At 71.2% G+C, this 25452-nt stretch carries 26 protein-coding genes; 15 read left to right on the top strand and 11 right to left on the bottom strand.

All coding sequences use genetic code 11. From position 1 onward, the window contains the following. Nucleotides 1–350 precede the first annotated feature (350 nt). Nucleotides 351–713, bottom strand: a complete 363-nt coding sequence (locus tag ACFVH0_RS32780; protein ID WP_385826210.1) for a DUF6256 family protein — start codon at nucleotides 711–713, stop codon at nucleotides 351–353. A gap of 18 nt (nucleotides 714–731) precedes the next feature. Further along, nucleotides 732–968 carry a DUF6186 family protein gene (locus tag ACFVH0_RS32775; protein ID WP_385826208.1) on the bottom strand — a complete coding sequence of 79 codons (237 nt, stop codon included), beginning with the start codon at nucleotides 966–968 and terminating at the stop codon, nucleotides 732–734. A 737-nt stretch (nucleotides 969–1705) separates the two neighbouring features. Between ACFVH0_RS32775 and ACFVH0_RS32770 the strand changes: the two genes are divergently transcribed. From ACFVH0_RS32770 to ACFVH0_RS32760, 3 genes are all read left to right on the top strand, one after another. Further along, nucleotides 1706–4396, top strand: coding sequence for a SpoIIE family protein phosphatase (locus ACFVH0_RS32770; protein ID WP_385826206.1), 2691 nt, complete (start codon nucleotides 1706–1708; stop codon nucleotides 4394–4396). An 81-nt stretch (nucleotides 4397–4477) separates the two neighbouring features. Next, on the top strand, nucleotides 4478–4906 hold the full coding sequence (locus ACFVH0_RS32765) for a hypothetical protein (RefSeq protein WP_385826204.1): 429 nt from the start codon (nucleotides 4478–4480) through the stop codon (nucleotides 4904–4906). A gap of 377 nt (nucleotides 4907–5283) precedes the next feature. After that, on the top strand, nucleotides 5284–6204 hold the full coding sequence (locus ACFVH0_RS32760; protein ID WP_385826202.1) for a pyridoxamine 5'-phosphate oxidase family protein: 921 nt from the start codon (nucleotides 5284–5286) through the stop codon (nucleotides 6202–6204). 666 nt (nucleotides 6205–6870) lie between these two features. Here the strand turns inward: ACFVH0_RS32760 and ACFVH0_RS32755 are convergent. Next, entirely contained in the window at nucleotides 6871–7836 is a 966-nt protein-coding gene (locus tag ACFVH0_RS32755; RefSeq protein WP_385826200.1) for a pirin family protein, read from the bottom strand. 178 nt (nucleotides 7837–8014) lie between these two features. Here ACFVH0_RS32755 and ACFVH0_RS32750 point away from each other — a divergent pair, with 178 nt between their 5' ends. Continuing rightward, a complete protein-coding gene (locus ACFVH0_RS32750; protein WP_385826198.1) occupies nucleotides 8015–8398 on the top strand; it encodes a tetratricopeptide repeat protein in 384 nt (127 codons plus the stop codon). 127 nt (nucleotides 8399–8525) lie between these two features. Beyond that, nucleotides 8526–9032: a GNAT family N-acetyltransferase gene (locus ACFVH0_RS32745; RefSeq protein ID WP_385826196.1), complete on the top strand. Its 507-nt coding sequence runs from the start codon at nucleotides 8526–8528 to the stop codon at nucleotides 9030–9032. Between the two features lie 80 nt (nucleotides 9033–9112). Here ACFVH0_RS32745 and ACFVH0_RS32740 read toward each other — a convergent pair whose 3' ends face one another. Beyond that, a complete protein-coding gene (locus ACFVH0_RS32740; protein ID WP_385826194.1) occupies nucleotides 9113–9886 on the bottom strand; it encodes a CbtA family protein in 774 nt (257 codons plus the stop codon). A gap of 27 nt (nucleotides 9887–9913) precedes the next feature. Beyond that, nucleotides 9914–10129 (bottom strand): CbtB-domain containing protein, encoded by a 216-nt coding sequence (locus ACFVH0_RS32735; RefSeq protein WP_124720415.1) that lies wholly within the window; start codon nucleotides 10127–10129, stop codon nucleotides 9914–9916. A gap of 262 nt (nucleotides 10130–10391) precedes the next feature. Between ACFVH0_RS32735 and ACFVH0_RS32730 the strand changes: the two genes are divergently transcribed. Both ACFVH0_RS32730 and ACFVH0_RS32725 read left to right on the top strand, forming a co-directional pair. Then, the gene (locus ACFVH0_RS32730; protein WP_385826192.1) at nucleotides 10392–10991 is read left to right on the top strand and encodes a histidine phosphatase family protein; all 600 of its coding nucleotides are present in this window, start codon (nucleotides 10392–10394) and stop codon (nucleotides 10989–10991) included. Between the two features lie 314 nt (nucleotides 10992–11305). After that, on the top strand, nucleotides 11306–12169 hold the full coding sequence (locus ACFVH0_RS32725; RefSeq protein WP_385826190.1) for a family 16 glycosylhydrolase: 864 nt from the start codon (nucleotides 11306–11308) through the stop codon (nucleotides 12167–12169). A 126-nt stretch (nucleotides 12170–12295) separates the two neighbouring features. On the opposite strand, the gene ACFVH0_RS32720 is transcribed toward ACFVH0_RS32725, so the two are convergent. Beyond that, nucleotides 12296–13738, bottom strand: a complete 1443-nt coding sequence (locus tag ACFVH0_RS32720) for a dihydrolipoyl dehydrogenase family protein (protein ID WP_385826188.1) — start codon at nucleotides 13736–13738, stop codon at nucleotides 12296–12298. 114 nt (nucleotides 13739–13852) lie between these two features. Here ACFVH0_RS32720 and trxA point away from each other — a divergent pair, with 114 nt between their 5' ends. After that, nucleotides 13853–14224 carry a thioredoxin gene (trxA, locus tag ACFVH0_RS32715; RefSeq protein WP_266686973.1) on the top strand — a complete coding sequence of 124 codons (372 nt, stop codon included), beginning with the start codon at nucleotides 13853–13855 and terminating at the stop codon, nucleotides 14222–14224. A 162-nt stretch (nucleotides 14225–14386) separates the two neighbouring features. Here trxA and ACFVH0_RS32710 read toward each other — a convergent pair whose 3' ends face one another. Beyond that, the gene (locus ACFVH0_RS32710; RefSeq protein WP_385826186.1) at nucleotides 14387–14722 is read right to left on the bottom strand and encodes a hypothetical protein; all 336 of its coding nucleotides are present in this window, start codon (nucleotides 14720–14722) and stop codon (nucleotides 14387–14389) included. 89 nt (nucleotides 14723–14811) lie between these two features. Beyond that, entirely contained in the window at nucleotides 14812–15834 is a 1023-nt protein-coding gene (locus ACFVH0_RS32705) for a LacI family DNA-binding transcriptional regulator (RefSeq protein WP_385826184.1), read from the bottom strand. 49 nt (nucleotides 15835–15883) lie between these two features. Here ACFVH0_RS32705 and ACFVH0_RS32700 point away from each other — a divergent pair, with 49 nt between their 5' ends. From ACFVH0_RS32700 to ACFVH0_RS32690, 3 genes are all read left to right on the top strand, one after another. Then, nucleotides 15884–16102 carry a hypothetical protein gene (locus ACFVH0_RS32700; RefSeq protein ID WP_266686978.1) on the top strand — a complete coding sequence of 73 codons (219 nt, stop codon included), beginning with the start codon at nucleotides 15884–15886 and terminating at the stop codon, nucleotides 16100–16102. A gap of 140 nt (nucleotides 16103–16242) precedes the next feature. Then, nucleotides 16243–17757, top strand: coding sequence for a flotillin family protein (locus ACFVH0_RS32695; RefSeq protein ID WP_385826182.1), 1515 nt, complete (start codon nucleotides 16243–16245; stop codon nucleotides 17755–17757). Between the two features lie 92 nt (nucleotides 17758–17849). Then, nucleotides 17850–18317 (top strand): type II toxin-antitoxin system PemK/MazF family toxin, encoded by a 468-nt coding sequence (locus ACFVH0_RS32690; protein WP_385826180.1) that lies wholly within the window; start codon nucleotides 17850–17852, stop codon nucleotides 18315–18317. Here ACFVH0_RS32690 and ACFVH0_RS32685 read toward each other — a convergent pair. Then, the gene (locus ACFVH0_RS32685; protein WP_385826178.1) at nucleotides 18302–19150 is read right to left on the bottom strand and encodes a TIGR02452 family protein; all 849 of its coding nucleotides are present in this window, start codon (nucleotides 19148–19150) and stop codon (nucleotides 18302–18304) included. The two genes, ACFVH0_RS32690 and ACFVH0_RS32685, sit on opposite strands and share 16 nt — an antisense overlap. 148 nt (nucleotides 19151–19298) lie before the next feature. On the opposite strand from ACFVH0_RS32685, the gene egtA reads away from it, so the two are divergent. From egtA to egtD, 4 genes are read left to right on the top strand one after another with little or no spacing between them, the layout of a single operon-like run. After that, on the top strand, nucleotides 19299–20618 hold the full coding sequence (egtA, locus tag ACFVH0_RS32680; protein ID WP_385826176.1) for an ergothioneine biosynthesis glutamate--cysteine ligase EgtA: 1320 nt from the start codon (nucleotides 19299–19301) through the stop codon (nucleotides 20616–20618). Then, entirely contained in the window at nucleotides 20615–21958 is a 1344-nt protein-coding gene (gene egtB, locus ACFVH0_RS32675) for an ergothioneine biosynthesis protein EgtB (RefSeq protein ID WP_385826174.1), read from the top strand. The genes egtA and egtB overlap by 4 nt, the downstream gene beginning before the upstream one ends. Next, complete coding sequence (gene egtC, locus ACFVH0_RS32670) at nucleotides 21958–22713, top strand: ergothioneine biosynthesis protein EgtC (RefSeq protein WP_385826172.1); 756 nt, start codon at nucleotides 21958–21960, stop codon at nucleotides 22711–22713. Before egtB ends, egtC begins: the two co-directional genes overlap by 1 nt. Further along, nucleotides 22710–23672 carry an L-histidine N(alpha)-methyltransferase gene (gene egtD / locus ACFVH0_RS32665; RefSeq protein ID WP_385826170.1) on the top strand — a complete coding sequence of 321 codons (963 nt, stop codon included), beginning with the start codon at nucleotides 22710–22712 and terminating at the stop codon, nucleotides 23670–23672. Before egtC ends, egtD begins: the two co-directional genes overlap by 4 nt. Here egtD and ACFVH0_RS32660 read toward each other — a convergent pair. Together ACFVH0_RS32660 and ACFVH0_RS32655 are read right to left on the bottom strand one after the other, a co-directional pair. After that, nucleotides 23615–24529, bottom strand: coding sequence for a lysophospholipid acyltransferase family protein (locus ACFVH0_RS32660; protein ID WP_385826168.1), 915 nt, complete (start codon nucleotides 24527–24529; stop codon nucleotides 23615–23617). The genes egtD and ACFVH0_RS32660 overlap by 58 nt on opposite strands. After that, a complete protein-coding gene (locus ACFVH0_RS32655) occupies nucleotides 24526–25335 on the bottom strand; it encodes a GNAT family N-acetyltransferase (RefSeq protein ID WP_385826167.1) in 810 nt (269 codons plus the stop codon). Before ACFVH0_RS32655 ends, ACFVH0_RS32660 begins: the two co-directional genes overlap by 4 nt. Nucleotides 25336–25452 lie beyond the last annotated feature (117 nt).

The following is a 25452-nucleotide window of genomic DNA, read 5'->3' as shown; positions in this document are numbered from 1 at the left end:
GGGCCCGGCGCCGGAGTGCTCGCGGATGCCGACGAGGGCGCCCCCTGGCGATCCGCGGCAGCGCCGACGGCACCTGTTCGGGCTGGACGGTCGTGGGGGTGCCGTCCTGGTGGAAGCGGATACGGAGGGTGTCCGACGGCTCCCGGGATGCCCATGTCTTCACATAACGTGACCTAGCGATTACCGAGCCGGTGATCGAAGGCGGTTGAACACGGGGGCAGCGCAGGGGCACCGTGGTCGGACGTCGGCGCCGGGCAGCGCGGACCACGCGTGATCGGCGACCCGCAGGTGGATGTCGCTTCCTTGGGTGGTTGCTTCTCGGCGGTGGGGCAAGGCCGATGTCACCCGTCTCAGGCTCGTCGGCGGGTCGCGGCCCACGAGGCGAGCAGAAACACGGGCAGAGCGATGCCGAGCAGAAGCGCGGCGCCGGTGACCGCACTCGTCAGGAAGCCGGCCCCCAGGTGCGCGACGCCTCGGTAGTAGGCGACCGTCACGATCGTGAGCGTCACATAGCCGCCGAGTGCCGTGCCGACAACCTGGCGGACGAGCGCGGGCCAGCCTCGGCCGACGGTCGCGGCTGGAGCAAGCCGTCGTGCCGTGGTCCAGGCTCCGGGAGGGCGGCGCCGGGCAACGATCAGGCCCGCTGCAAGGAAGCCCATGACCAGGAGGTAGCCGGTCACCATGAGCGTGATGATGAGAGGCACGGGCAGCATGGCGGCTCCCGGCGGGCCTCAGGAGGGGTCCTGGAGCAGGAAGTGCCAGCCCCGGACGAAGGCGTGCCAGCCGAACCACAGCCAGAGGGCGAACAGTGCCCAGCGGCCCGCCGGGTAGCCCATGACGGCCCTGGTGGCGTCACTGAGCGTGGGAAAGTCGTCGTTCGGCCGGAGCAGGCCGATGCCCTCCCAGGCGAAAATGGCCCCGAAGAGCACTGCCCAGACGAGGTAGCCGGTCACCGGATGCACTGCCACTGCAGCCTCTTCCGCGCTCTCGTGAATACAGCTGTCGAGTCGATCATCGGTCACGATGCGCTCGGAATTCCGGACGCGCGCGGCGAGTCGCGCCCCTGGAGGTGAATGCCTCCCCGGACTCGGACCGGTCAGGTGTCCTGGTGCTCGGGGTGCTCCGGGTCCTCCAGGTATTCAGGGCACTCGGGGTTGCGGCAGGGGCCGGTGCGCCACACAGGCACAAAGATTCCGAGAGTCTTGTGCCGTCTTCTCACGGTCGCGTCCACGGGCTGATTGCAGACCGGGCACACAAGCACCCCTTGGGGACCAGTCTCGTGCTTGACTTTACTCATCCTTTAACGATAGGCGCGGCGACCGTAAAAGGGGAAAGGGGACACTCATATCTTCCGGTTCTGATCAGTCGGCCGGTGGGAGAGGATCCCTCCCCTCCTGGTCCCGCTCGGCATGTGCGCCGCCGCCGGAGCCCTGGCCCAGCGCGCCTCGGCAGGCATCGTGATCCATCACGGAAGGGATCCAGCCGTCCGTGATGGGCCAGGGCCACCAGGCCGGGTCCTCCCCGCCGATCCGGGCCGGCCGTATCCGTACCGTCCTGGCGCCGATCCGGTTCCACTGCTGCAGGATTGTCGTCGGGCCGCCGCCCGGTACTGCCTCCGAGCGAACCCTGACCGCACGCACCTTCGGCCTCGCGGTGTTACAAAGGGCACTGAGTTAGTCGTTTCGGCCGATTCCGGAGCGCACAGATGCGGTCACTCGCGGGCAAGTACCCCCGGAGCCTCGCAGGCCAGGTCTTCGCCCTGCAGGTGGTTGTGGTCGTGCTCCTCGTGGCTGCTTCGGTGCTGGCGCTCGTAGTGCAGGCCCGGCACGACAGCAGTACGGAGGCGAGAAACCGCTCCGTCGCCGTCGCGCAGACGTTCGCCCATTCACCGGGCGTCCTGACCGCGCTGAAGGCTCCTGACCCTTCCAGAGTGCTCCAGCCACTCACCGAGGCGGGGCGGAAGGCGGCGGGCGTCGACTTCATCGTGGTGATGAACACGAAAGGGATCCGCTACACGCATCCCCAGCCCGAGCTGATCGGGAAGAGGGTCGTCGCCACCATCGCGCCGGCGCTGGCCGGCCACGTGTACACCGAGACGGTCAACGGCCCGCTCGGCCGCGAGGCGCAGGCGATCGTCCCCGTCCACGATCACGCGCAGGTCGTCGCCCTGGTGACCGCCGGTATGAAGGTCGAGAAAGTGACCGGAGCGGTGACACGGCAGATTCCGATCATCCTCGGTGCAGGAGCGATTGCGCTCGGAGTGGCCACGAGCGGGACGGCCCTGGTGACCAGGCGGCTGCATCGCCAGACCCACCGTCTGGGCCCTGTCGAGATGACTCGCATGTACGAGCACCACGACGCGGTGCTGCACTCCGTGCGCGAAGGCGTGCTCATCGTCAGCAAGGACGGTCGACTGCTGCTGGCCAACGACGAGGCCAGACGGCTGCTGGATCTGCCGCTCGACGCCGAGGGGCGACCCATCACGGACTTGTCCGGCCTTGATCCCGGCATGGTGGAGCTGCTGACCTCGGGGCGCGCGGCCACGGACGAAGTGCACCTGGTGGGGAGCCGACTGCTCGCGGTGAACCAGCGGCCCACGGACCGTCACGGTGGCCCCCGGGGGACAGTCGCGACCATGCGTGACTCCACAGAACTGCGGACGCTGTCCGGCAGGGCCGAGAACGCCCGCGAGCGGCTGAGCCTGCTGTACGACGCGGGCCCCGGTATCGGCACCACCCTCGATGTGGTGCGCACGGCCGAGGAACTGACCGAGATCGCGGTCCCCCGGCTCGCCGACTTCGCAACCGTCGATCTGGCCGAACCGGTCCTCCACGGTGACGAGCCGACCAGTACGGACACGGACATGCGCCGCACCGCTGTACGCGGCATCCGGGACGACCATCCCCTGTACGAAGTCGGCCGGCTGATCAACTTTCTCCCCTCCACACCACAGGCACGGGCCTTCGCCGCAGGCCGGCCGGAGCTGGTGCCCGAACTGTCCGCCGCGCCCGGCTGGCTCGCCCAGGACCCGGAGCTGACGCGGACGATCGTCGATCACGGCATCCATTCGCTCATCACGGTGCCCCTCCAGGCAGGAGGCGTCGTCCTGGGCATGGCCAACTTCTGGCGCTCCGAGAAACCCCAGCCGTTCGAGGAGGACGACCTGTCCCTGGCCGAAGAACTGGTCGCACGGGCGGCCGTCAGCATCGACAACGCCCGCCGGTACACCCGTGAGCACGCCATGGCCGTGACTCTGCAACGCAGCCTGCTACCGCGGGCCCTGCCCGAACAGAGCGCGCTCGACGTCGCCCATCGCTACCTGCCCGCAATCTCCGGGGTGAGCGGCGACTGGTTCGACGTGATCCCGCTCCCGGGCAGCCGGGTGGCGCTGGTCGTCGGGGATGTCGTCGGCCACGGCCTGCACGCGGCCGCAACGATGGGACGGCTGCGTACGGCGGTACACAACTTCTCCACGCTCGACCTGCCGCCCGACGAGATCCTTCGCCACCTCGACGACCTGGTCGGGCGCATCGACCAGGAGGAGGCGGGAACCGCCGCCGATGCGGGGATCGTGGGAGCCACCTGCCTGTACGCGATCTACGATCCTGTCTCCCACCACTGCGCCATGGCCCGTGCAGGGCACCCACTGCCCGCGCTGGTCCGGCCCGACGGCAGTGTGTCGTTCCCCGACCTGCCGGCCGGCCCGCCCCTGGGCCTGGGCGCCATGCCGTTCGAGACGGCCGAACTGGAGGTGGCTGAGGGCACGCAGTTCGTCCTCTTCACCGATGGGCTCATCGAGGACCGCACCCGGGACATCGACGTGGGGATCGAACTGCTGCGTCAGGCCCTGGCATGCCATCCCGACCGGTCGCCGGAGGAGAGCTGCCAGGCGGTCCTCGACGCGCTCCTGCCGGATCGACCGAAGGACGATGTGGCGCTGCTCATCGCCCGCACGCGGGCGATCCCGCCCGACCATGTCGCCGACTGGGACGTACCGTTCGATCCTGCCGCTGTGGCGGAAATGCGTGCTGCCGTGGTGGAGAAAGCCGACGAGTGGGGTCTTTCCGAGCTTGCATTCGCCACGGAACTGCTGCTCAGCGAGTTGATCACCAACGCCATCCGGTACGGCTCCCCGCCGGTCACCGTACGGCTGCTGTACGACCGCACCCTGACCTGCGAGGTGGCCGACAGCAGCAGCACCTCGCCCCATCTGCGCGATGCCGCCGCGACGGACGAAGGGGGCCGCGGTCTGTTCCTCGTCGCACAGCTGGCCGAACGCTGGGGCACCCGTTACACGTCCCAGGGAAAGGTCATCTGGGCGGAGATGTCGCTGCCCCGGCCCGACGGGAGCACGGAAGGCACGGCGTGGTCGGGCATCCTCGACGCAGAACTCTGACCGCTGGACCGGCAAGTCCCCGAAAAGAACGATTCCTCGACCATCCCGGCACGTCACCAGCCCGGTGGAGGCGAGCCGGTCGTGACCGCGACCCGAACTCCCGCCGCCCGGCCGGGCGCTTCCTCCGGCCGGAGGACGACCTATCGGGAAGCGACGCGCGAGGCCCTGCGCACCGACGAGCGCTCTCACGGCGGTCGACCGACTGCCGCAGAAACCGGAGGAGTTGTCAGCCAGATGAAACCCCTGGACAGCTCTGTGGCCCTGGCCGTGCTCAAGGAGTCGATCACCTGGATCGTCCCCGACGCGGACTTCACTCAGGTCGAACCGAACGACAGGCTCCGTGATGTGCTCGAACCCGATTCGCTCGGCTTCCTCGGTCCGGTCGAGTTGCTGTCCGAACGTACAGGGGTCCGGATCGACGAAGAGGACCACCCGGAACTGACCACACTGTCGGCTGCCACGTGGTTGCCGGTAGCCAGGTCGATGGACAGCACAAGCTCGGGACGGTGAGTCGCCGGGACCGTACATGTCGCGGTTCCGGCGCCCGGCGTCGGCCTGAAGGACGAGGAATCTGTCGGCGTACGCCGCAAGCGGATCCCCACGCGTTCGAGAACGACGACGGAACGGCACAGAAGCGCACGTGGCGCTGGGCACCGGGACCACGGCACTCATTGCCCGCGAACCGCGCTGCCGGCCGACGGACACGGGCGTGCCACGGACCGGCGGCGATCTGACCGACCGGGCCGTGAGCTCCTCGACCGGTCTGTGATGCGCGGTGCCTTCCGGGTTCGGGTCGCGCAGCTCGTCGCAGGCCTCTCGCGCCATGCGGCTGTGAGTCCCGCGTGGCAAGTTGGATACAGCAGCATTCTGAGGAGAGGGCGACGATCATGCGAGCTCACCTCGGCGACCAACTCGTCATCGAAAGTCCGACGACCGGCGCCACCAGGCGCGACGGCGAGATCGTCGGCCTGCACCACGGGGACGGCACGCCTCCTTACGACGTCTGCTGGTCGGACACGGACGAGGTGACACTCGTCTTCCCCGGGCCCGACGCACACATCCGCCACCTGGAGCACGGACAGCCCGGGGCCGCACGCGATTCGCAGCCAGGCACGGGTCAGGCCGGGGTTGTGTCGCCGGCTGTCTCACCGAGCGGGGCAGCCAACGCAGGTGACATCGGCCGGCGCGTGGCCGCCGAGCGCCGAAGGCAGGGGGTCACCCGGGAGGAAACTGCCCGCCGCGCCCGGATATCGCTCAACTACCTCGCCTATCTGGAAGAACAACCCGCGGACCCGACCCTGGCAACCCTCATCGGGCTGGCCGGCGCGCTGGGCACCACTGTCGCCGCTCTGCGCGGCGGCGGCATCGATCTTCCACCCGGCCAGGGAAATGCGTTGCTGCACCCTCAGCTACAGGACCTCGGCCCGGAAGAGTGCCGCACCCTGCTCTCCACGCACGGTGTGGGGCGCGTCGCGGTGTCGGCGTCCGACGGCCGCCCAGCGGTCGTCCCGGTCAACTACGAGGTCATCGACGGCGCCATCGTCTTCCGGACGGCGCCGGGCTCCGTGCCCGCGGCGGCTGCGGACAAGGAGGTCGCCTTCGAGGTCGACCACGTGGACGATGCCCTGAGCCAGGGCTGGAGCGTACTCGCCGTCGGCCTTGCCAGCAGCGTGACGGATCCCGACGCCGTGCGCAGGCTCGCCCAAGACGCCCACACCAGACCATGGGCGGGCGGGAAGCGCGAGATGTGGGTGTCGATCCGGCCCACGAGTCTCACGGGCCGTCGGATCACTTCTGCCGACCAGTAGCCCGGGACCGCCTCGGGCAGGTGCCGCTGCATCCCACCAACCGCACAAGGCACACTCCTCACGTCGGATCCGGGTCGAGCGCGGCATCCCGCATCTCAAGAACTGGCGGGCACCGACCCGCCGCCTCGGCCGCCACGAGCACATGAGCGACACCATCAGTGCCATCGCCGGCCTGCTGTCCCACCGGCAGACCGTGGACCTGAGCTCGTCACGGCCGGCGTCGGTGAGCTGGTGGATCCTGGCGTCGGGTTCGCCGTCGCGGGGGTCGACCTCGAACTCCGCCCAGCCGTTGGCGACGAGGCGCGGCAGGACGCGGTGGATCCGAGGTGGCTGCACACCGTAGCCGATGTACTTGCCCGGGCCGTCCAGCCACTTCCGCATGTCGTAGCCGGCTCGGAGGACTGAGAGCCCCCAGGCCGCGAAGCGATCACGATGGCAGCCAGGCGGAAGCCGCAACCCCGACACCAGAAGCTGACTATCTATCAGAACGGTCGGCGCTGGGTCGTCATCCATCCGAAAGGACCCTGCCGCAGACGGCCGCACCCACAACTCTCGGGGGTGCCTGCACACCACCGGCGGCCAGCGCATTCGATGCCGCTCGGCGAGGTGCCGCGGGCGGCGCCGGCTCGCTGAATCGAAAGTCGGCGCCGCCCGCGAAAGGCCACGTCAACGCACCCGACCACGCGGCTTGAGGGGTCCGGGCGGGAGTGCAGGGGCGGCCAATCGGGCACCGTCGTAGCCGTGGACCTCGCCGAAGCGAGAGGTCTCCATCCAGGCCCGCCTGGCCTCCTCGATCTCCTCGTGGGACCGGCCGATGAAGTTCCACCACATGACGATCTCCTCCTCGAAGGGCTCGCCGCCGAGGAGCATGAGGCCCGCGTCGCTGTCCGCGCGCAACGGGAGTTCGGTGCGGCCACAGCCGAGGTAGAGCATGGAGCCGGGCTGCACGGGCACCCCGTCGACCTCGGCCTGGCCGGACATGGAGAGCACGGCGTACTCGAAGTCCGGGTCGAGCGGCAGCCGGGCCTCGGCGCCGGCGGTCAGGGCGAGGTCGGCACCGACGATCGGGGTGTACGCGGTGCCGGGCGAGGTGGTGCCGTCGAGTTCGCCCAGGATCAGGGTGGCGGTGAGGCCCGGGGCGGAGACGGTGGGCAGGTCGGTGTGGTGCTGGAAGTGGGGCTCGACGTGGCGGTGGGCGGACGGCAGCGCGACCCAGAGCTGGGCGCCGTGCAGAAACCTCGCGTGGGACTTCGGGCTCTCCTCGGAGTGGCTGATGGCCCGGCCGGAAGTCATCAGCCCCAGTTCGCGCGGGCGGATCGTACGCAGACTGCCGACGCTGTCCCGGTGCAGGACCTCGCCGTCGTGCAGCCAGCTGACCGTCTGCAGGCCCATGTGGGGGTGCGGCGGCACCTGCATACCGGGTTCGTCCGCGATGTCGTCGGGACCGTAATGATCGACGAAGGCCCAGGCGCCGACCATCCGGCGGCCCAGGTTGGGCAGCAGTCTGCGAACCTCGGTGGACTCGCCCAGCCGGACATGGCGGGGGGTGAGGAGTTCGCGTACGGGCTCGGCGACGACAAAACCCCGTCCTCCGCAGACGGAGAGTGCGGCCTGGCGATCGAGATTGCTCATGGCGCTCAACCTATTCCTGAGCGGGCCCGGCAGTGCCGGTACCCACGCCGATAATTTAGTGGAATATTCAATCACCACGCCTCGTTGGGGCAGTCACGGGGTGGTTGAGCAGCGGCTCGGCCACCGGTCGGACGGAGCGGGGCGGCACCCCGGCGCGGTCCATGACTGAGGAGGTCAAGTGAGCGACACCTACTACGAGTTCGGCACGGCTGCCGACCGCTGGGACCGTGCGCAGATGTTCTTCGAGGCCAAGGAGTACATGACCGCGGCCCGGATCCTGGAGGGGCTGGTCGAGGAGGTCCCGGAGCAGGTGTCGCCGCGTCTGCTGCTGGCCCGGACCTACTACCACTCGGCACGGCTCGGCAAGGCCGAGACGGAGCTGCGGGCGGTGCTGGAGCGCGACCCGGTCGAGCACTACGCGCGGCTGATGCTCGGCCGCACCCTTGAGCGTCAGGGGCGAAGTGCGGAGGCGGCCGGTCATCTGCGGATGGCCGCGGCGTTCTCCGGGGACTTCGACTTCGCTCCGGACGCGGCGTCCGCTCAGGGGCCGTCGGGCGCCTGAGTCCGGGCGGGGCACGGCACGGGCGGCCGTCGTGGCGTCGCATGCACATGGGCATCGACGCCGTCGGCGGCCGCCCGGCCGAATTTCGGATGCCGCCCGCCCTTCCCGCGTGATACTTCACTCGCTCATGACCGACCTTGAGACACCTCGCCTCCTGCTCCGCCCGATGAACGCCTCCGACGCCCTGCGGGTGGTCTCGGGCACGCCCGGTGACGGGGCCCGCTGGGCACCCGGCTATCCGTCCCCCGGGGAGACGGCCGCGGCCGGGCGCTTCCTGGAGACCTGTGCGACGACCGGCGATCCGAGCCCCTTCTGTTCGTACGAGATACGTCGCCGCACGGACGGACTGGTGATCGGCGGGATGGGATTCCACGGCGCGCCGGACGAGGACGGGGGCGTCACGATCGGCTACGGCCTCGTCCCCTCGGCACAGGGGATGGGTTACGCCTCCGAGGCATTGCGTGCCCTGCTGCTGTTCGCCCGTGAGCAGGGGGTGAGTTGTGTGCACGGTGACACCGACCTGGACAACATCGCGTCCCAGCGCGTCATGGAAGCCGTCGGCATGCGTCTGGAGAAGCAGGACGAGCGGCTGAAGCACTACCGGACCGACTGGGGCCCGCGGTCCGAGAAGTGAGCCGGTGCGGGGCGGAACACCGGAACCCCGCCGGGAGGTCCCGGCGGGGTTCCGGTCGTCGGCCGCGCGTGTGGAGCCGGTCAGCCGGCCGCGGTGGCCGTGCGGTTCGCGCCGCCGCTCCCGGTGGTGACGGTTCCGGCCCTCGGCACGAGCAGCCGGTCCGTCAGACAGCCGAAGAGGAGCCCGAAGGTCACCCAGAGGGTGGCCTGCACGGCGAGGGTGCTCAGCCGGAACTCCCAGAGCAGGGAGGCCGGGAAGTCCTTGCCGACTTCGTTGTACGAGGGCAGGAACGCGTAAGCGACTCCGATCACCAGGACGTACGCGGCGGATGCCGTGATCGTCGCGTTCCAGTTGCCCAGGCGGGGCGCCAGCCGTTTGCCGAGGATGACGGCGGCGACGGCCAGCAGCACGCTGAGGGCGACCATCAGGAAGAACAGCGCGGTACGCGAGCCGATGGTGTCGGGGTTGCCGACGGCCGGCGGGTTGGCCGGGTACTTCAGGAACGGGACGACATACACCGTCAGCAGTGCCGCGCCCGCGATCAGCGCGGCCGTGGCCCGCGGGCCGAATCTGCCGATCCGGCCGAGGGCGTAACAGAAGACGAGGGCGGCGATGCCGCCGATGGCGACGCCGAAGACCAGTACGCCGGTGGCGAGGCCTGCGGTGGACTGCATGGTGCGGCTGACGAGTTCCTCGCCGCCGTCATGGTGGTGGCTGTGCGCTTCCTCCAGGGCGATGGCCGCGTCCACCCGCGACTCACCGAGGAAGTAGGCGACCAGCAGAGCGAGCGCGCCCGCGGCGAGGCCGGCCAGCATGCCGCGGACGAGCAGGGCTCTGACAGATATGGAGTTCATGAGGTTTCCCCAGGATCGGACGGTACGTCAGTGGCAGGGGAAACCGAGAAGGTGGCGGCCGTCGTGGACCCACTCGTGGACACCTTCGCCGGAGATGACCGCGGTGGCGCCCTGCTCGGCGCCGACGAAGTACAGCAGTACGAGCATGAGGATGCCGAAGAAGACCGCCCAAGGGGCGATGGCCTTCAGCGAGATGGGGGTGATCGCCGGTACGGCGGTGGCGGGGGCGGCAGTCTGTGCCATGGCAGAACCTCCTGAGGGAACACGCGTCCCGATCGTGGTGCCTGAGACGTGGGTGCTGGGTCTGACTTCCCGCACAGGTACGGGTTCACAGTGGCGCGACCGTGCCGGATTCTCACCGGACTTCCGTCACACCTACGTCATGTTCGCCGTGACCATACCGCTTGGGGACAGGTGCCGCCATGGTGCCGGTGACCGGGCCCGACCGCCCGGATGCCATGGTGGGAGCACCCGAGGGGCCAGAGTTCAGGGAGTTGATCGGGTCATGGCAGTTCAGGTGATGTTGATCTCACCGGCGCTCAACGCCGCGCTGCGCGAGGCCCGTTTCGACGGTGACGCGCCGCTGGACGCGGCCGGGGTCCGCCGGGCCGGGGCCGTCGCGGCAGGGGTGCCCGCCGCTGACCGGTATCTGCACGGGACGTCCGAACGATGTGCCGGTACCGCCGACGCGCTGGGGCTGCGGGCCGGGCCCGAACCGGCCGTCCATGGCTGGGACCTCGGCCGGTGGAGCGGTCGGCGGCTGGCGGAGGTGAGCGCGGCCGAGCCGGAGGCGGTGTCGGCCTGGCTGACCGACCCTTCCGCGGCTCCGCACGGCGGCGAGTCCCTGCTCGAACTGTGCTCCAGGGCCGGACGCTGGCTGGAGACGCTGGAATGCGCCGAGGACGACGGCGTCCGCCGCGTGCTGGCCGTCGTCGAGCCGGCGGTGGTGCGGGCGGTGACCGTCGGGGCACTCGCACTGCCGGTGGAGGCGTTCTGGCGGCTGGACGTCGCCCCACTGACCCTGACCGCGCTCAGCGGCCGTTCCGGCCGGTGGAACCTGCGGTGCGGGCAGCAGCTGTCCCCCGCGCCCGACCCCGCCGTCTGATCCGGCCGTCCGATCCGGCCGATCCGAATTGCGCATAGGCCTCGAAGCGATTCCCGCAGCGCCGAGCGGCTGTGGGTCAATCCCGACTGCGGTCTGTAGACCCGTGGCGTGCAGTGTCATGAGGGGGCGCGCCCGAGCGGGCCGGTGATGGCTGGGTGCAAGAAGTGTGGTCCGTACCAAGGTATTGACAGCACCTTGGTTCACTTCTTAAATCGCATACAGAACCAAGACCTCTCCCTGCTCCCCCACAACGGGTTTTTGTCATAGCCATGACACAGACTCGATCGCCCCACTCCGCACGGGAAGGAACCCCCATGACCTCCCCCCGCCGCCTGCTGGCGGCCACGCTCTCCGCACTCGCTCTCGTCTCGGCCTCTTCCGCCCTCGCGTCCGGAGCACCCGCACCCGGACCCCGCACATCGGCAGCCACCTTCACCGACGACTTCGACGGCCCGGCGGGCTCCGCCGTGGACGGTGCCAAGTGGCAGATCGAGACCGGCGACAACGTCAACAACCATGAACGGCAGTTCTACACGGCCGGAAACAGCAACGCGGCACTCGACGGCCAGGGCCATCTGGTCATCACCGCGCGCCGCGAGAACCCGAACAACTACCAGTGCTGGTACGGGACTTGTGAGTACACCTCGGCGCGGCTGAACACCTCCGGCAAGTTCACCCAGAAGTTCGGTCACGTCGAGGCGAGGATGAAGGTGCCGCGCGGGCAGGGCATGTGGCCGGCCTTCTGGATGCTGGGCGACGACATCGGTCAGGTCGGCTGGCCGAACTCGGGCGAGATCGACATCATGGAGAACGTCGGCTTCGAACCGTCCACGGTCCACGGCACGTTGCACGGCCCGGGCTACTCCGGCTCCGGCGGCATCGGCGCCGCGTACACCCTGCCCGGCGGCCAGGCGTTCGCCGACGACTTCCACACCTTCGCCATCGACTGGGCTCCCGGCTCGGTGACCTGGTCCGTGGACGGAAACGTCTACCAGCGCCGTACGCCCGCCGACCTGGGCGGCAACAGCTGGGTGTTCGACAAGCCCTTCTTCCTGATCCTCAACCTCGCGGTCGGCGGCTACTGGCCGGGCGACCCCGACGGCAGCACCTCATTCCCGCAGCAGCTCGTCGTCGACCATGTGCGGGTCACCACCAGCGGTCTCCGGCCACCGGCCTGACCGCACGGCCGCCCCGGGACGGCCGGTCCCGGATCTGCTGGACGAAGTCCGCAAAGGTCACGGCCGAGGGGGTGTCCGAGCGGCCCGGCGCCCGTACACCGAGCCGCCGCCCTCGGCCGTGCGGGCCTACGCGTCCCGGTAGGCCTCCAGCAGTCGCAACCAGACCTCGCTGATCGTCGGGTACGCGGGAACGGCGTGCCACAGGCGGTCGATGGGGACCTCACCCGCGACCGCGATCGTCGCCGAGTGCAGCAGCTCGCCGATTCCCGGGCCCACGAAGGTGACGCCGAGCAGGGTCTCCCGGTCGAGGTCCACGATCATGCGGGCGCGGCCCCGGTATCCGTCCGCGTAAAGGCCGGATCCGGCCACCGCGGCGAGGTCCTGGTCGACGGCGCGGACCCGGTGGCCGGCCCGTTCGGCCTCGGCGAGGGTGAGGCCGACCGAGGCGGCCTCCGGGTCGGTGAAGACGACCTGGGGGACGGCCGCGTGGTCCGCGGTGGCGGCGTGGGCGCCCCAGCGGCCGGTCTCCAGCAGCGGTACGCCGGCGGCGCGGGCGGCGATCGCGGCGCCCGCGATGCGCGCCTGGTACTTGCCCTGGTGGGTGAGGAGCGCCCGGTGGTTGACGTCGCCGACGGCGTAGAGCCAGGTGGTGCCGTCCACTCGGCAGCTGTCGTCGACGGTGAGCCAGGTGCCGGGCTCCAGGCCCACTGTCTCCAGTCCGAGGTCGTCGGTGCGCGGGGCCCGGCCGGTGGCGAAGAGGATCTCGTCGGCCTCGATCTGTTCGCCGCCGTCCAGTTCCACGGTGACCGGGCCGTCCGGGACCGCGCGGCGCACGGCGGCGACCGAGACCCCGGTGCGGATGCCGGCGCCCGCCTCGGTGAGCGCCTGCCCGACCAGTTCACCGGCGAAGGGCTCCATCTTCGGCAGCAGGCCCTTGCCGCGGACCAGCATCGTCACCCGGGCGCCGAGGGCCTGCCAGACGGTGGCCATCTCCACACCGACCACGCCGCCGCCGACGATCACGAGGCGGCCGGGCACCTTCTTGGCGCTGGTCGCCTCCCGGCTGGTCCAGGGGCGGGCCCCGTCGATGCCGGGCAGGTCGGGTACGACGGCGCGGCTGCCGGTGCAGACGGCGACGGCGTGGCGGGCGGTGAGCCGGTGTTCGGTGCCGTCGGGCGCGGTGACGGAGACCGTCTTCGTACCGGTGAGCCTGCCCCGGCCCCGGTAGATGTCCGCCCCGATGCCCTCCAGCCAGGCGACCTGTCCGTCGTCCTTCCAGTGCGATGCGTACTCGTCCCGGTGGGCGAGGACCGCCGCGGTGTCCAGCGGCCCCTGCACGGCGCCGCTGAGGCCCGGGACGCGGCGGGCGTCCGCGCGGGCGACCACCGGGCGCAGCAGGGCCTTGCTGGGCATGCACGCCCAGTAGGAGCATTCGCCGCCGATGAGCTCCGCCTCGACGACCGCGGTGCTGAGCCCGGCGGCGCGGGCCCGGTCGGCGACGTTCTCGCCCACCGGACCGGCTCCGATGACCACGACGTCGTACTCGGCGTTCAGTGCAGGATCTGTCATGGGGGACAGTCTGGTCGTGGGTGTGCGCGGCGGCCACATGGGCAGGCGGAATAGCGCAAGTGCAGGCACCGTTGTTCGGACAGATCCGAGCGGGCACAGGAAGAGGTACAGACAATGAGCACCGTTGAGCTCACCAAGGAAAACTTCGATCAGGTCGTCAGCGACAACGACTTCGTCCTGATCGACTTCTGGGCTTCCTGGTGCGGCCCGTGCCGGCAGTTCGCGCCGGTCTACGACGCGGCTTCGGAGCGCCACGACGACCTGGTCTTCGCCAAGGTCGACACGGAGGCTCAGCAGGAGCTGGCGGCGGCCTTCGAGATCCGTTCCATCCCCACGCTGATGATCGTCCGGGAGAACGTGGCGGTGTTCGCACAGCCCGGAGCGCTGCCCGAGGCGGCGTTGGAGGATGTGATCGGGCAGGCCCGGAAGCTGGACATGGACGAGGTCCGCAAGTCCATCGAGGAGCAGCAGAAGGGCGAGCAGTAGGCGCCGTACGCTGCCGGAGCTTCTTGCGCTCCCTGTGGTTTCCGCGTTCCGCGTGCTTCCCGCGTTCTTCTCGTGGGTGAGGGGCCCGGCCGGTCGGGCCGGGCCCCTCACCGTGTCCGGCTCGTCGTGTCCGGGGCCCGGTCCGGGAGCGCCGGTGCGGCCTCAGCGGTCCGTGTCGGTTCCGGCTTCGGCGTCCCTCTCCTGGATCCGCGCCGAGAGGCCGTAGGACAGCTCGGCGCCGTCGACCAGCAGGGCCTCCACCGTGTGCGTCTCGGGGTCGATGTCCGCGACGATGCCCTCGCCGGAGTACCGGGGGTAACCCGAGGCCCCCGTCTCACCGGTCGCCGACACGACGGCCGAGCGGATGGCCCCGCCGGGCTCGACGTCATCGGGCTCGGCGGCATCGGATTCGGCGGTGTCGCGCTCGTCGGCGTCGGCGGTGGCGTCCTCGGCGAAGCTCGGGACCAGCAGGATCTCGTAACTCTGCGGATGGCTCATGGTCATGACGCTAGGCATGCGGCGGGCGGCGCGCACGTTGCCGCGCTGGCGCACGGTGCGGTCCGGCCGCCGCGCCCGGCCCCGACGCCTCAGGCGGATTCGCGCCCGACCGCCCCGACCCGCAGCAGGTCGTGGTGTTCGGGGGCACCGCCGGGGTGCCGCACCAGCCGGTCGACGAGGTCCGCCAGCGGCTGGGCCGTGGCCAGTTCCATCCGTACGGTACTGAGCCGGGGCCGCAGCAGCCTGCCCAGCATCAGATCGTCGGCACCGACCACGGCGGTCTCGCGGGGCACATCGATGCCCGCGTCCTGAAGGGCCCGCATCAGGAGCATCGCGTATTCGTCGTTGTAGGCGAACACGGCGTCGAGGTCCAGGGTGCGCCAGCGGTCCGCGAGCCGGGCGGCCGACTCCTCGTCGTACCGCAGCGGCAGTGGTTCGATCCGGGCCCCGTGGGGCTGGGCGGCCTCCCGGGCACCGGTCAGCCGGGGTTCGGCGAACAGGGCGAGGCCGCTCTCCTCGGGCATGACCACACCGATCCGGCGCCGGCCTCGCTCCAGCAGCAGGCCCACCGCGCAGCTGCCGACCTCCCGCTGGTCCATGACCAGTGCGTGGGCGCCGGGCACCGGCCGGGGGCCGAGGGTGATCACGGCCTTGGCCCCGGATCGCCTGAGCAGGGTCGTCCCCTGCGGGGTGAGGGGAATCGTGCCGGGGGCGATCACGGCGACGGGACGCAGTTCGGCCCAGACGCGGGGCGCGTCGTCGGGGTCCAGGCCGGTGCTGCCGTACTGGACGACGGTGTAGTCGAGGCGGCGCAGCCCCGACTCCAGTTCGTGGAAGAACCTGTGGTGGAGCGGGCCGGTGGGAAAGGCCACGGTGGGCAGCAACACCATCCGGGTGTGTCCGGCGCGCAGGCTGCGGGCCGCGGCGTGCGGGACGTAACCCAGTTCGGTGGCGGCTTCCCTGACCCGGCGGCGGGTGGACTCGCTGATCCGCACGGTGGGGCTGTTGTTCAGCACGTACGAGACGGTGGCCCTGGAGACTCCGGCGAGCCGTGCGACATCGGCGCTGGTGGGGACGGGGCGTTGGGCGGGCTGGTTCGGTAACTGGCTCATGGCGTCGGGCAGTCTTCCAGACCCGTTCCGCGTGGGTACGCTCCGGGGCATGGATGAATCCTCGATGGTGGGGCTGGTCGGCCGGGTGACCGGCACGGTGGGGCCGGGACTGGTCGGCGAGGTGATGGTACGGATCCGGGGCGGCGCCGAGCACTTTCTCGCTCATCCGGCCTCCGCGAAGGAGCGTATCGAGGTGGGCACGGTGGTGACGGTGATCGAGCATCTGCCGCCGCGCACGGTCTATGTGGCCCCCGCATACGGGAGTTGATGCCCGCGCGGGGGACATCTTGACGGCTTTCGTCGTCAAGAATTCGGCAAGGATCCGCACGCGTCTTCTGCGCCGTGGCGAGCAGGAGAAGATTCCCCGGTGTTCAGCGGTGCCGACGGGGTGCCGCGACAAGGGGGCGCATGCCGATGGTCATCGGCGTCACGGCGGGTCTCGCACTCGCCGCCATCATGGTGTTGTTCGGCCTGTTCAAACTGATGTGGCGAGTGGCCGAGCCGAACGAGGCACTGGTCATCCCGGGTTCCAAGCACAAGACCGAGGGCCTGGGGCAGGGCATGGGGTTCCGGATCGTCACCGGTCACGGCACTCTGGTCCTGCCCGGGGTCCAGGCCGTGCGGAAGATGTCCCTGGATCTCAACGAGACCGAGCTGTCGGTCGATTGCGTCACGCATCAGGGGATTTGGCTGCGGGTGCGGGGCGTTGTCATCTTCAAGGTGGGCGACGATTTCGTGTCGATCGCCAATGCGGCCCGGCGCTTCCTGGATCAGCAGAAGCTGATGTCGGAGCGGGTGCACAACGTGTTCGCCGGTCATCTGCGGTCCATCGTGGGCGGGTTGACGGTCGAGGACATGATCCGGGACCGGGAGAAGCTCACCGGGCAGACCCGGGCCGCGTGCGGCACCGAGATGGAGAAGCTCGGGCTCATCGTCGATTCGCTGCAGATCCATGAGATCGAGGACCCGACGGGCTACATCAAGAATCTGGCGATGCCGCACGCGGCGGCCGTGCAGCGGGACGCCCGGATCGCGCAGGCCGAGGCCAACCGGCTGGCCACCGAGGCGGAGCAGCAGGCCGCCGCCCGGATGTCCGAGGCGACCCGGGACAGCGAGATCCTGCAGGCCGGATACCAGGCCGAGCGCGACAAGGCGGCGGCCAGCTCCCGGCAGGCGGGCCCGCTGGCCGACGCGGCGGCCCGGCAGGAGGTGGTGGTCCAGGAGACCCGGGTCGCCGAGCTGGAGGCCCAGCGGCGCGAGCAGCAGCTCCAGGCCGATGTCCGCAAGCCCGCCGATGCCCGGGCGTACGAGAAGCGCACCCTGGCCGAGGGTGAGCGCGACGCCCGGATCTCGGCCGCCGAGGCGCAGGCGCGGGAGACGGAGCTCGCCGCGGTCGCGGAGGCCAACCGCGTGAAGACGGCGGCGCTCGCGGAGGCCGAGGCGACGAAGGCGCGCGGCGCGGCGTCCGCTACGGCGACCAGGGCGACGGGTGAGGCGGAGGCCGCCGCCGCCCAGGCCAAGGGGCTGGCGCTGGCGGAGGCGGCCCGCGCCAAGGGTCTTGCCGAGGCCGAGGCGATCAAGGCGCGGGCCGCGGCCCTGGCGGAGAATCAGGAGGCGGTCGTCGCCCAGCAGCTGGCCGAGAAGTGGCCGGAGATCGTCCAGGCGGGCGCGGGGGCCTTCGGCAGTGTGGATCACATGGTGCTGCTGAACGGGGCCGACGGCATGTCGGACATGTTCGCCAAGGCGCTGACGATGGGCGGTACGGGTCTGGGGCTGGCCCGGCAGTTGCTCGCGACGATGGGCCAGAGCGGCCCGGCCGAACCTGCGCCGCGGGTGAACGGGGTGGCTCCGGCGGCTGCGCCCTCGCCGCAGAAGCAGCGGATTCCGGTGACGGGTGATCAGGAGGACGGCTCACCTTCCTGACCGGACCGGCCCGCGTGGCCGGCGTGCCCCCGATCCCGGCGCGCACCGGCCCCGCTCCACGGATTCGTCCGTACAGGTCCTACGGTGTGGGGATGACCATCCAGCACCGTGACGACAGCATCGGCACCTCTGGGGACTTCCCCGGCCGCACCGGCCCGACCGCCACTTCGGAGGCCGACCCGCGCGACGTGGGGCCGGTCCGCACCTCGTACGCCCCCGACCGGGACGGCGACCCCGACCCGGGAGAGATCGTCTGGACGTGGGTGCCGTTCGAGGAGAGGGACGGACGCGGCAAGGACCGTCCGGTCCTGGTGGTGGCCCGCGAGGAGGCGGGCACGCTGCTCGCCGTGCAGCTCTCCAGCAAGCAGCACGACCTCGACCGCGAGTGGGTGGCGCTCGGGGCGGGCCCCTGGGACAGCTCCGGCCGTCCGTCGTGGGTCGATCTGGACCGGGTCCTGCGGGTGCACGAGGACGGGATGCGGCGTGAGGCGTGCGCGCTGGACCGGGACAGGTTCGACCTGGTCGCCGGCCGGCTGCGGGAGCGCTACGACTGGAAGTAGGGCCCCGGGCCCTCGCCGAACGTCCGGTCGAAGGCGGTCCGGGTGGTGGCGGCGGGGCTGCGGTCGAGGATGCCGAAGACGATCTGCTCGAAGTGCCCGGCGAATCTGCCGCCGTCCAGGAGCAGCGCCCTGAACGCCCGGGCCACCTGCGCCGGATCGTTGCGGAACACCCCGCAGCCCCAGGCGCCCAGCACCAGCCTGCGGTACCCGCGCACCGCCGCGACCTCCAGCACCCGTTCCGCCCGGGACGCGAGCGCGGCGGGGATGCGGTGGGCCTCCTCGGGAGTGCGGCTGCGGATGACTCCGGCGTTGGGCGCCGGGGAGGTGAGGAAACCCACGGTGTACGGGGCGTCGAGCAGCCGCCCGCGGTCGTCGCGGAACACCGGCACGCCCGGTGAGTGAATCACCCGGTCGGTGTAGAAGGCGCTGCGTTCGTCGCGGTGGTGGGCGTAGTAGTCGGGGGCGCGCAGCAGGGTGGCGTACAGGGCGGAGCCCCGGCACAGCGCCTCTTCCTGGGCCTGGGCGCCGTTGAGGTATCCGCCGCCGGGGTTACGGGCGGAGGCGTAGTTCAGGACGGCGACCTTGCCGGGGTCCTCGCCGGTCATCCGGTGTGCCGCCCGCAGGCTGCTCTCGCCGGTGACCTCGACGGCCGTGGTGCGGTCGGAGTCGAGCGCGGCGACCGGCACCGGCTCGGGGCCGTACAGCCTGGTGCCCGAGAGTGCGGTGGTCAGGGCGCGCTCGATGCTCACCTCGCGCCCGTCCGCTGTGCGGTAGCGGCCGGCCTCGACGATGGCCTCGGTCTCCGTTGCGATGCCACGCAGTCGTGCGCTCATCGGTACTCCCCCGTGTGGTGCATACGGGGCATGCTCGGCGCTCCGACGGCATGGGCGCAACCGTATTTCCGCTCCGAAGGGGCACTCTTGTGCGATCCATCCACAGGGGTTTGGGTGGTGGGGAGGCACTGAGAAAAGGAGGCCCGTCATGTCGTCCGACACCCCCTGGGAGCACGGTCCGCCCGGCCATTCCCCGCCCCTCGGCGAGGGTGAGGCGGAGGATTTACTGCGCTGCATCTGTTTCAAGACGGGACCGCCCCGCAAGGTCGGTGTGGAACTCGAATGGCTCATCCACGACCGGGATCATCCTCGCGTCCCGGTCCCGCACCACCGTCTCGACGCGGCCGCCGACATCGTCCGGGGCCTGCCCCTGAGCGCGGCGCTCACCTTCGAGCCCGGTGGCCAGCTGGAGCTCAGCTCACGCCCGGCCGACTCCCTGATGGCGTGCATCGACGCCACCGCCGCCGATCTCACCGCGGTACGCGACGCCCTGGACCGGGTCGGTCTCGTGCCGGTGGGGCTCGGTGTCGACCCGTGGCACCCGCCGCGCCGTCTGCTGCGCGAACCCCGCTACGACGCCATGGAGGTCTCCCTCGACCGGTCGGGACCGGCCGGTCGCGCCATGATGTGCACCACCGCGTCCGTCCAGGTGTGTCTGGACGCCGGGGAGGAGGAGCCGGGCCCGCTCGGCTACGGGCGGCGCTGGCAGCTGTCCCATCTGCTGGGCGCGGTCCTGGTGGCGGCGTTCGCGAACTCGTCCTTCCGGCTCGGCCGGCCGACACCCTGGCGGTCCGCCCGGCAGTCGCTCTGGGCCGACCTCGATCCTTGGCGGCCCCTGGCACCGCCCGGCCTGCTGCCGCCGCGCGACGCCTGGGCCAGGCATGTGCTGGACACCCCGGTGATGTGCATCCGGGAGGAGGCGGGCCCCTGGTCCGTGCCGGAGCGGCTGACGTTTCGCGACTGGATCCGTACCGGCGCGCCGAGACCACCGGTGCGTGCTGATCTCGACTACCACATCAGCACGCTCTTCCCGCCCGTACGGCCGCGCGGTCACCTGGAGCTGCGCATGATCGACGCACAGCACGGTGCGGACGGGTGGCTGGTGCCGCTCGCCGTCACCACTGCCCTGTTCGACGACCCGGAGGCCACCGAGACCGTGTACCGCACCGTGAAACCGCTGGCCGAGACGGCCGGGGCGGAGCCGGCGCCGCGCAATCCGCTCTGGGTCGCCGCCGCCCGCGACGGCCTGGCCGATCCCGATCTGCGGGCGGCGGCGGTCACCTGCTTCGGGGCCGCCCTGGAGGCGCTGCCCCGGTTGGGGGCCACGAAGGCCGTGCAGGACGCCGTGGCCGGCTTCACCGACCGTTACGTCGCCCGGGGCCGATGTCCGGCCGACGATCTTCCCGAACTGCTCGCGCCGGCCTCGTCCGGCGGTCCCGGCCACCCCTGGGAGAGGTCCCGCTCATGACCGATTCCGCCACGCCCACCGGATCCGCACCCCGAGAGGCGGACCCCGAGGCTCTGCGGCAGCGCGCCCTCGCCGCACTGCTCACCGCCCGGGAACGCACCGCGCTGCTCACCGACAGCGTGGACGACCATGAACTGACCGCCCAGCACTCGCCGTTGATGTCCCCGCTGGTCTGGGACCTCGCGCACATCGGCAATCAGGAGGAGCTGTGGCTGCTGCGCGCGGTCGCCGGCCGGGAGGCGATGCGCCCGGAGATCGACGGGCTGTACGACGCCTTCGAGCATCCCCGGGCGACCCGCCCCTCGCTGCCGCTGCTGGCCCCCGCCGAGGCGCGTACGTACGCCGCCGAGGTACGCGGCCGGGCCCTGGACGTCCTCGACGGCACCGCGCTGGACGGTGACAGCCCGCTGGTGCGGTCCGGGTTCGCCTTCGGCATGATCGCCCAACACGAACAGCAGCACGACGAAACGATGCTGATCACTCATCAGCTGCGTTCGGGGACGGCCGTGCTGACCGCGCCCGTACCGCCCGCCCCCGCGGACGCCGTAGACCTTCCGGCCGAAGTCCTCGTGCCGGGCGGCCCGTTCACCATGGGAACGTCCACCGAGCCCTGGGCCCTGGACAACGAACGCCCGGCACATGTGCGCGACGTACCGGGCTTCTTCATCGACACCACTCCGGTCACCTGCGGCGCGTACCAGGCGTTCATCGAGGACGGCGGCTACACGGAGCGGCGCTGGTGGGCACCCGAGGGGTGGGCGATGGTACGTGAGCACGAGTTGTACGGTCCCCTGTTCTGGCACCGGGACGCCGGTCAGTGGCTGCGCCGCCGTTTCGGGATCACCGAGGAGGTGCCCGCGAACGAGCCGGTGCTCCATGTCAGCTGGTACGAGGCCGATGCGTACGCCCGCTGGGCCGGGCGCCGGCTGCCGACGGAGGCGGAGTGGGAGAAGGCGGCGCGTCACGACCCGGCGTCGGGGCGTTCGCGGCGCTACCCCTGGGGCGACGACGACCCGTCCCCGCAGCTGGCGAACCTGGGGCAGCGCCATCTGCGGCCCGCACCGGCCGGAGCGTATCCGGACGGGCGATCTCCTTGCGGAGCACGGCAGTTGATCGGTGACGTGTGGGAGTGGACATCGAGCGACTTCCTCCCCTATCCCGGCTTCGCACCGTTCCCGTACCGCGAGTACTCCGAGGTTTTCTTCGGGCCGGACCACAAGGTGCTGCGCGGCGGTTCGTTCGCCGTGGACCCGGTGGCATGCCGAGGGACGTTCCGCAACTGGGACCTGCCGGTGCGAAGGCAGATCTTCTCCGGATTCCGTACCGCCAGGGATATGTGATGTGCCGTCATATCGCTTACCTGGGACCGCCGGTGCCCCTGGGCGAACTGCTGACCCGGCCGCCCCACTCGCTGGTACGCCAGTCCTGGGAGCCGAGGGACCAGCGGCACGGAACCGTCAATGCGGACGGTTTCGGCGTCGGCTGGTACGCGGAAGGCGATCCGGTGCCCGGACGCTACCGGCGCCCGGGCCCGGTCTGGGGTGACCAGACCTTCGCCGACCTGACCAGGGTGGTGCGCAGCACGGCGCTGCTCGCCGCCGTCCGTGATGCCACCGAGGCGGACGCCGACGGCGAGGCGGCGGCCGCACCGTTCGCCGCCGGGCCGCTGCTGTTCAGCCACAACGGTGTGGTGAAGGGCTGGCCGCACTCCGTCGCGCCGCTCGCCGCGGCGCTGCCGCCTGCCGAACTGCTCGCCCTCACCGCCCGCTGCGACTCGGCACTCGTCTGGGCCCTCGTACTGCACCGTCTGGCCGAGGGCGACGGACTGCCGCAGGCGGTCGCCGACACCGTGGTCGATGTGGCGGTAGCGGCGCCGGAGTCCCGGCTGAACCTGCTGCTCACCGACGGCGCGACGATCGTGGCGACGGCCTGGGGCGACACCCTGGCGTACCTCGCCGAGCCCGGTCTGCGCACGGTGGTGGCCTCGGAGCCCTACGACGACGATCCGCGCTGGCGCACGGTCCCCGACCGCACGTTGCTGACGGCGACCCGCGCCGACGTTCTGCTGACCCCGCTCAAGGAGCCCACTGCGTGAGTCCCTTTCTGCTGACCCGCACCCTGCCGGTGAACGCGACGGACGCGGCGCTGCGCGCCGATGTGCTGCACGGTCTGACCCGGCGCCCGAAGACACTGCCGCCCAAGTGGTTCTACGACGCGCACGGCAGTGAGCTGTTCGAGGAGATCACCCGGCTGCCCGAGTATTACCCGACCCGTGCCGAGCGGGAGATCCTGATCGACCGCGCCGACGAGATCGCCCGGGCGTCCGGGGCGCGGACCCTGATCGAGCTGGGGTCCGGCTCTTCCGAGAAGACCCGGCACCTGCTGGACGCGCTGCCCGCGCTGCACAGTTATGTGCCGGTCGATGTGAGCGAGAGCGCGCTGCGCGGGGCCGCCGAGGCCCTGCTCGGGCAGCGGCCCGAGCTGTCCGTGCACGCGTTGATCGCCGATTTCACGGGTGGTCTGGCACTGCCGGGCACTCCGGGGCCCAGGCTGATCGCGTTCCTGGGCGGCACCGTCGGCAATCTGCCGCCCGACGAGCGAGCGGTGTTCCTGAAGTCGGTACGGTCGCTGCTCTCCCCCGGCGACGCACTGCTGCTCGGCACGGATCTGGTGAAGGAGGAGAAGGTACTGGTCGCCGCGTACGACGATGCGGCGGGGGTGACCGCGGAGTTCAACAGGAACGTGCTGCGGGTCGTGAACCGGGAGCTGGGGGCGGACTTCGACCCCGCCGGTTTCGACCATGTGGCGCTCTGGGATCCGGAGCACGAGTGGATCGAGATGCGGCTGCGGGCCCGTCGGGCACACACCGTGAAGATCCCCGAGCTGGATCTGGTGGTGCCCTTCGAGGCCGGCGAGGAGCTGCGTACGGAGGTCTCGGCGAAGTTCCGCAAGGAGGGTGTCCGGGCGGAGCTGGACGCGGCCGGGCTGCGGCTGGATCAGTGGTGGACGGATTCCGGCGGCCGGTTCGCACTCTCGTTGGCGACGGCGGTCTGAGCACGGCGGGCCAGTTCGCGGCGGTCCGGCCGGCCGGCCGCCGGGATCTGCGGCAGTACGCGGATCTCGGCGGTCAGGCCGGCCGCCGTCACCACCCGCCACAGTGAGGCGATGAGCGGATCGTCGCCGACGAACGCGGCCGCACCGGCCGGGGCGGTGCTCTCGTGTCCTGCCGCGAGACAGCTCTTCGCGGGCCCCGTCCGGCCGGTCGTCCCGGTGGTCCGGGGCGGTTCGATGCGGTAGCCGAGGCGTACCGGCCGGACCGTGGCGCCCGCGTCGATCGCGGCCTGGAAGGCGGCGGGTGCGAACCGGCCGCCGAGGCCGCGCCCGCACCAGGTGGTGCCCTCCGGGAAGACGACCACGCGTGATCCGCCGCGCAGCGCCGAGCCGATGGTGCGCACGGTCGTGGGCAGTGCGCGCAGCCGGTCGCGTTCGACGAAGAGCGTGCCGCCCCGGGCGGCGAGCGCGCCGAGCAACGGCCAGTCGCGTATCTCGCTCTTGGCGAGCATCCGGCCGGGGAACACCGCGGCGACCAGCGGGATGTCCAGCCAGGAGATGTGGTTCGCCACGACGAGCGTGCCCGTCGTTCCGGGTGCCGCGCCGGGCTCCGCCGGTGTGCCGACGATCCGTACCCGCACCCCGAAGGCGCGTACGACGCTGTAGGCCCAGCGCCGGATCAGCCGTTCCCGCCGGGCCGCGCCGAGCATCGCCACGAACGGTGCGCCCAGCGCCCCGGCCATGATGCACAGACACCCGGCGAGCAGCAGGGCCGCGGCGGCCGGGCGGCCCCGCAGCCGGCCGTCGTGGCCGGCGCAGGTGCCCGGGGTGCAGGGTGCGGTGGGCAGCCAGGGGTTCATCGCAGCGGGGCGAGGGCGAGGAAGTGGCGCAGGTAGCGCGGGTCGGTGCGGCGCAGCGACAGCAGTACGTACAGGTCGGCGACGTTGAAGTCGGGGTCGTGGGCGGGCGCCCCGCACACCTGGGCGCCGAGGCGCAGATAGCCGCGGAGCAGCGGAGGGAGCGTGGCGAGACCGGTGGGCGGGGCGGGGTGGGCGGCCGGGGTGGGCTGCCAGAGGCGGTGCGGGGTGACCCAGTGGTCCTCGGGCGCCAGGTACTTCGTGCGTACGGTCTCCCAGGCGCCGGCCGCGGCGGTGCCGCCGTCGGCGAGCGGGATGGAGCAGCAGCCGGCCAGCCAGTTGTGCCCGGTGCGTTCCATGTAGCGGGCGAGTCCGGCCCAGATCAGAGCTATGACGGCGCCGTCGCGGTGGGCCGGGTGGACGCAGGACCGTCCGACCTCGACCAGGTCGTCGCGGATCGGCCCGAGACGGCCGAGGTCGAACTCGCTCTCCGCGTAGAGGCGTCCGGCGATCCGCGCCCGGTCGGGCGGAAGGACGCGGTAGGTGGCGACGACGTCGCCGGTGGTCTGCTCCCGGACCAGCAGATGGTCGCAGTACGCGTCGAACGCATCGCTGTCCAGTCCGGGTTCGGGCCCCTCCAGCCTGGCGCCCAGCTCACCGGCGAAGACCAGATGGCGCAATCGTTGGGCGGCGCGGACCTCGTCCTGGTCGGCTGCGAGGGACACCCGGTAGCGCGGCGGGGCGGGGGCGACGGGCTGCGCGGGAACGACGGGAGCGGTGGGGAGTGAGGTGACGGGCAGCGCGTTCATGACGGTCTCCGGGGACGGATCGGCAAGGGCGGCCGCCGGGCCGTCGCACTGGGTGCGAAGGCCCGGCCCCTTACTTCTTCCGTGACCGGCTGGATTCGACATGACCACTCGGGAGAG

It is taken from the genome of Streptomyces sp. NPDC127117 (assembly GCF_042677325.1).
Taxonomy (GTDB): domain Bacteria; phylum Actinomycetota; class Actinomycetes; order Streptomycetales; family Streptomycetaceae; genus Streptomyces.
The sequence above is the reverse complement of the archived record's forward strand: the minus strand, read 5'-3'. Positions and strand labels throughout refer to the sequence as shown.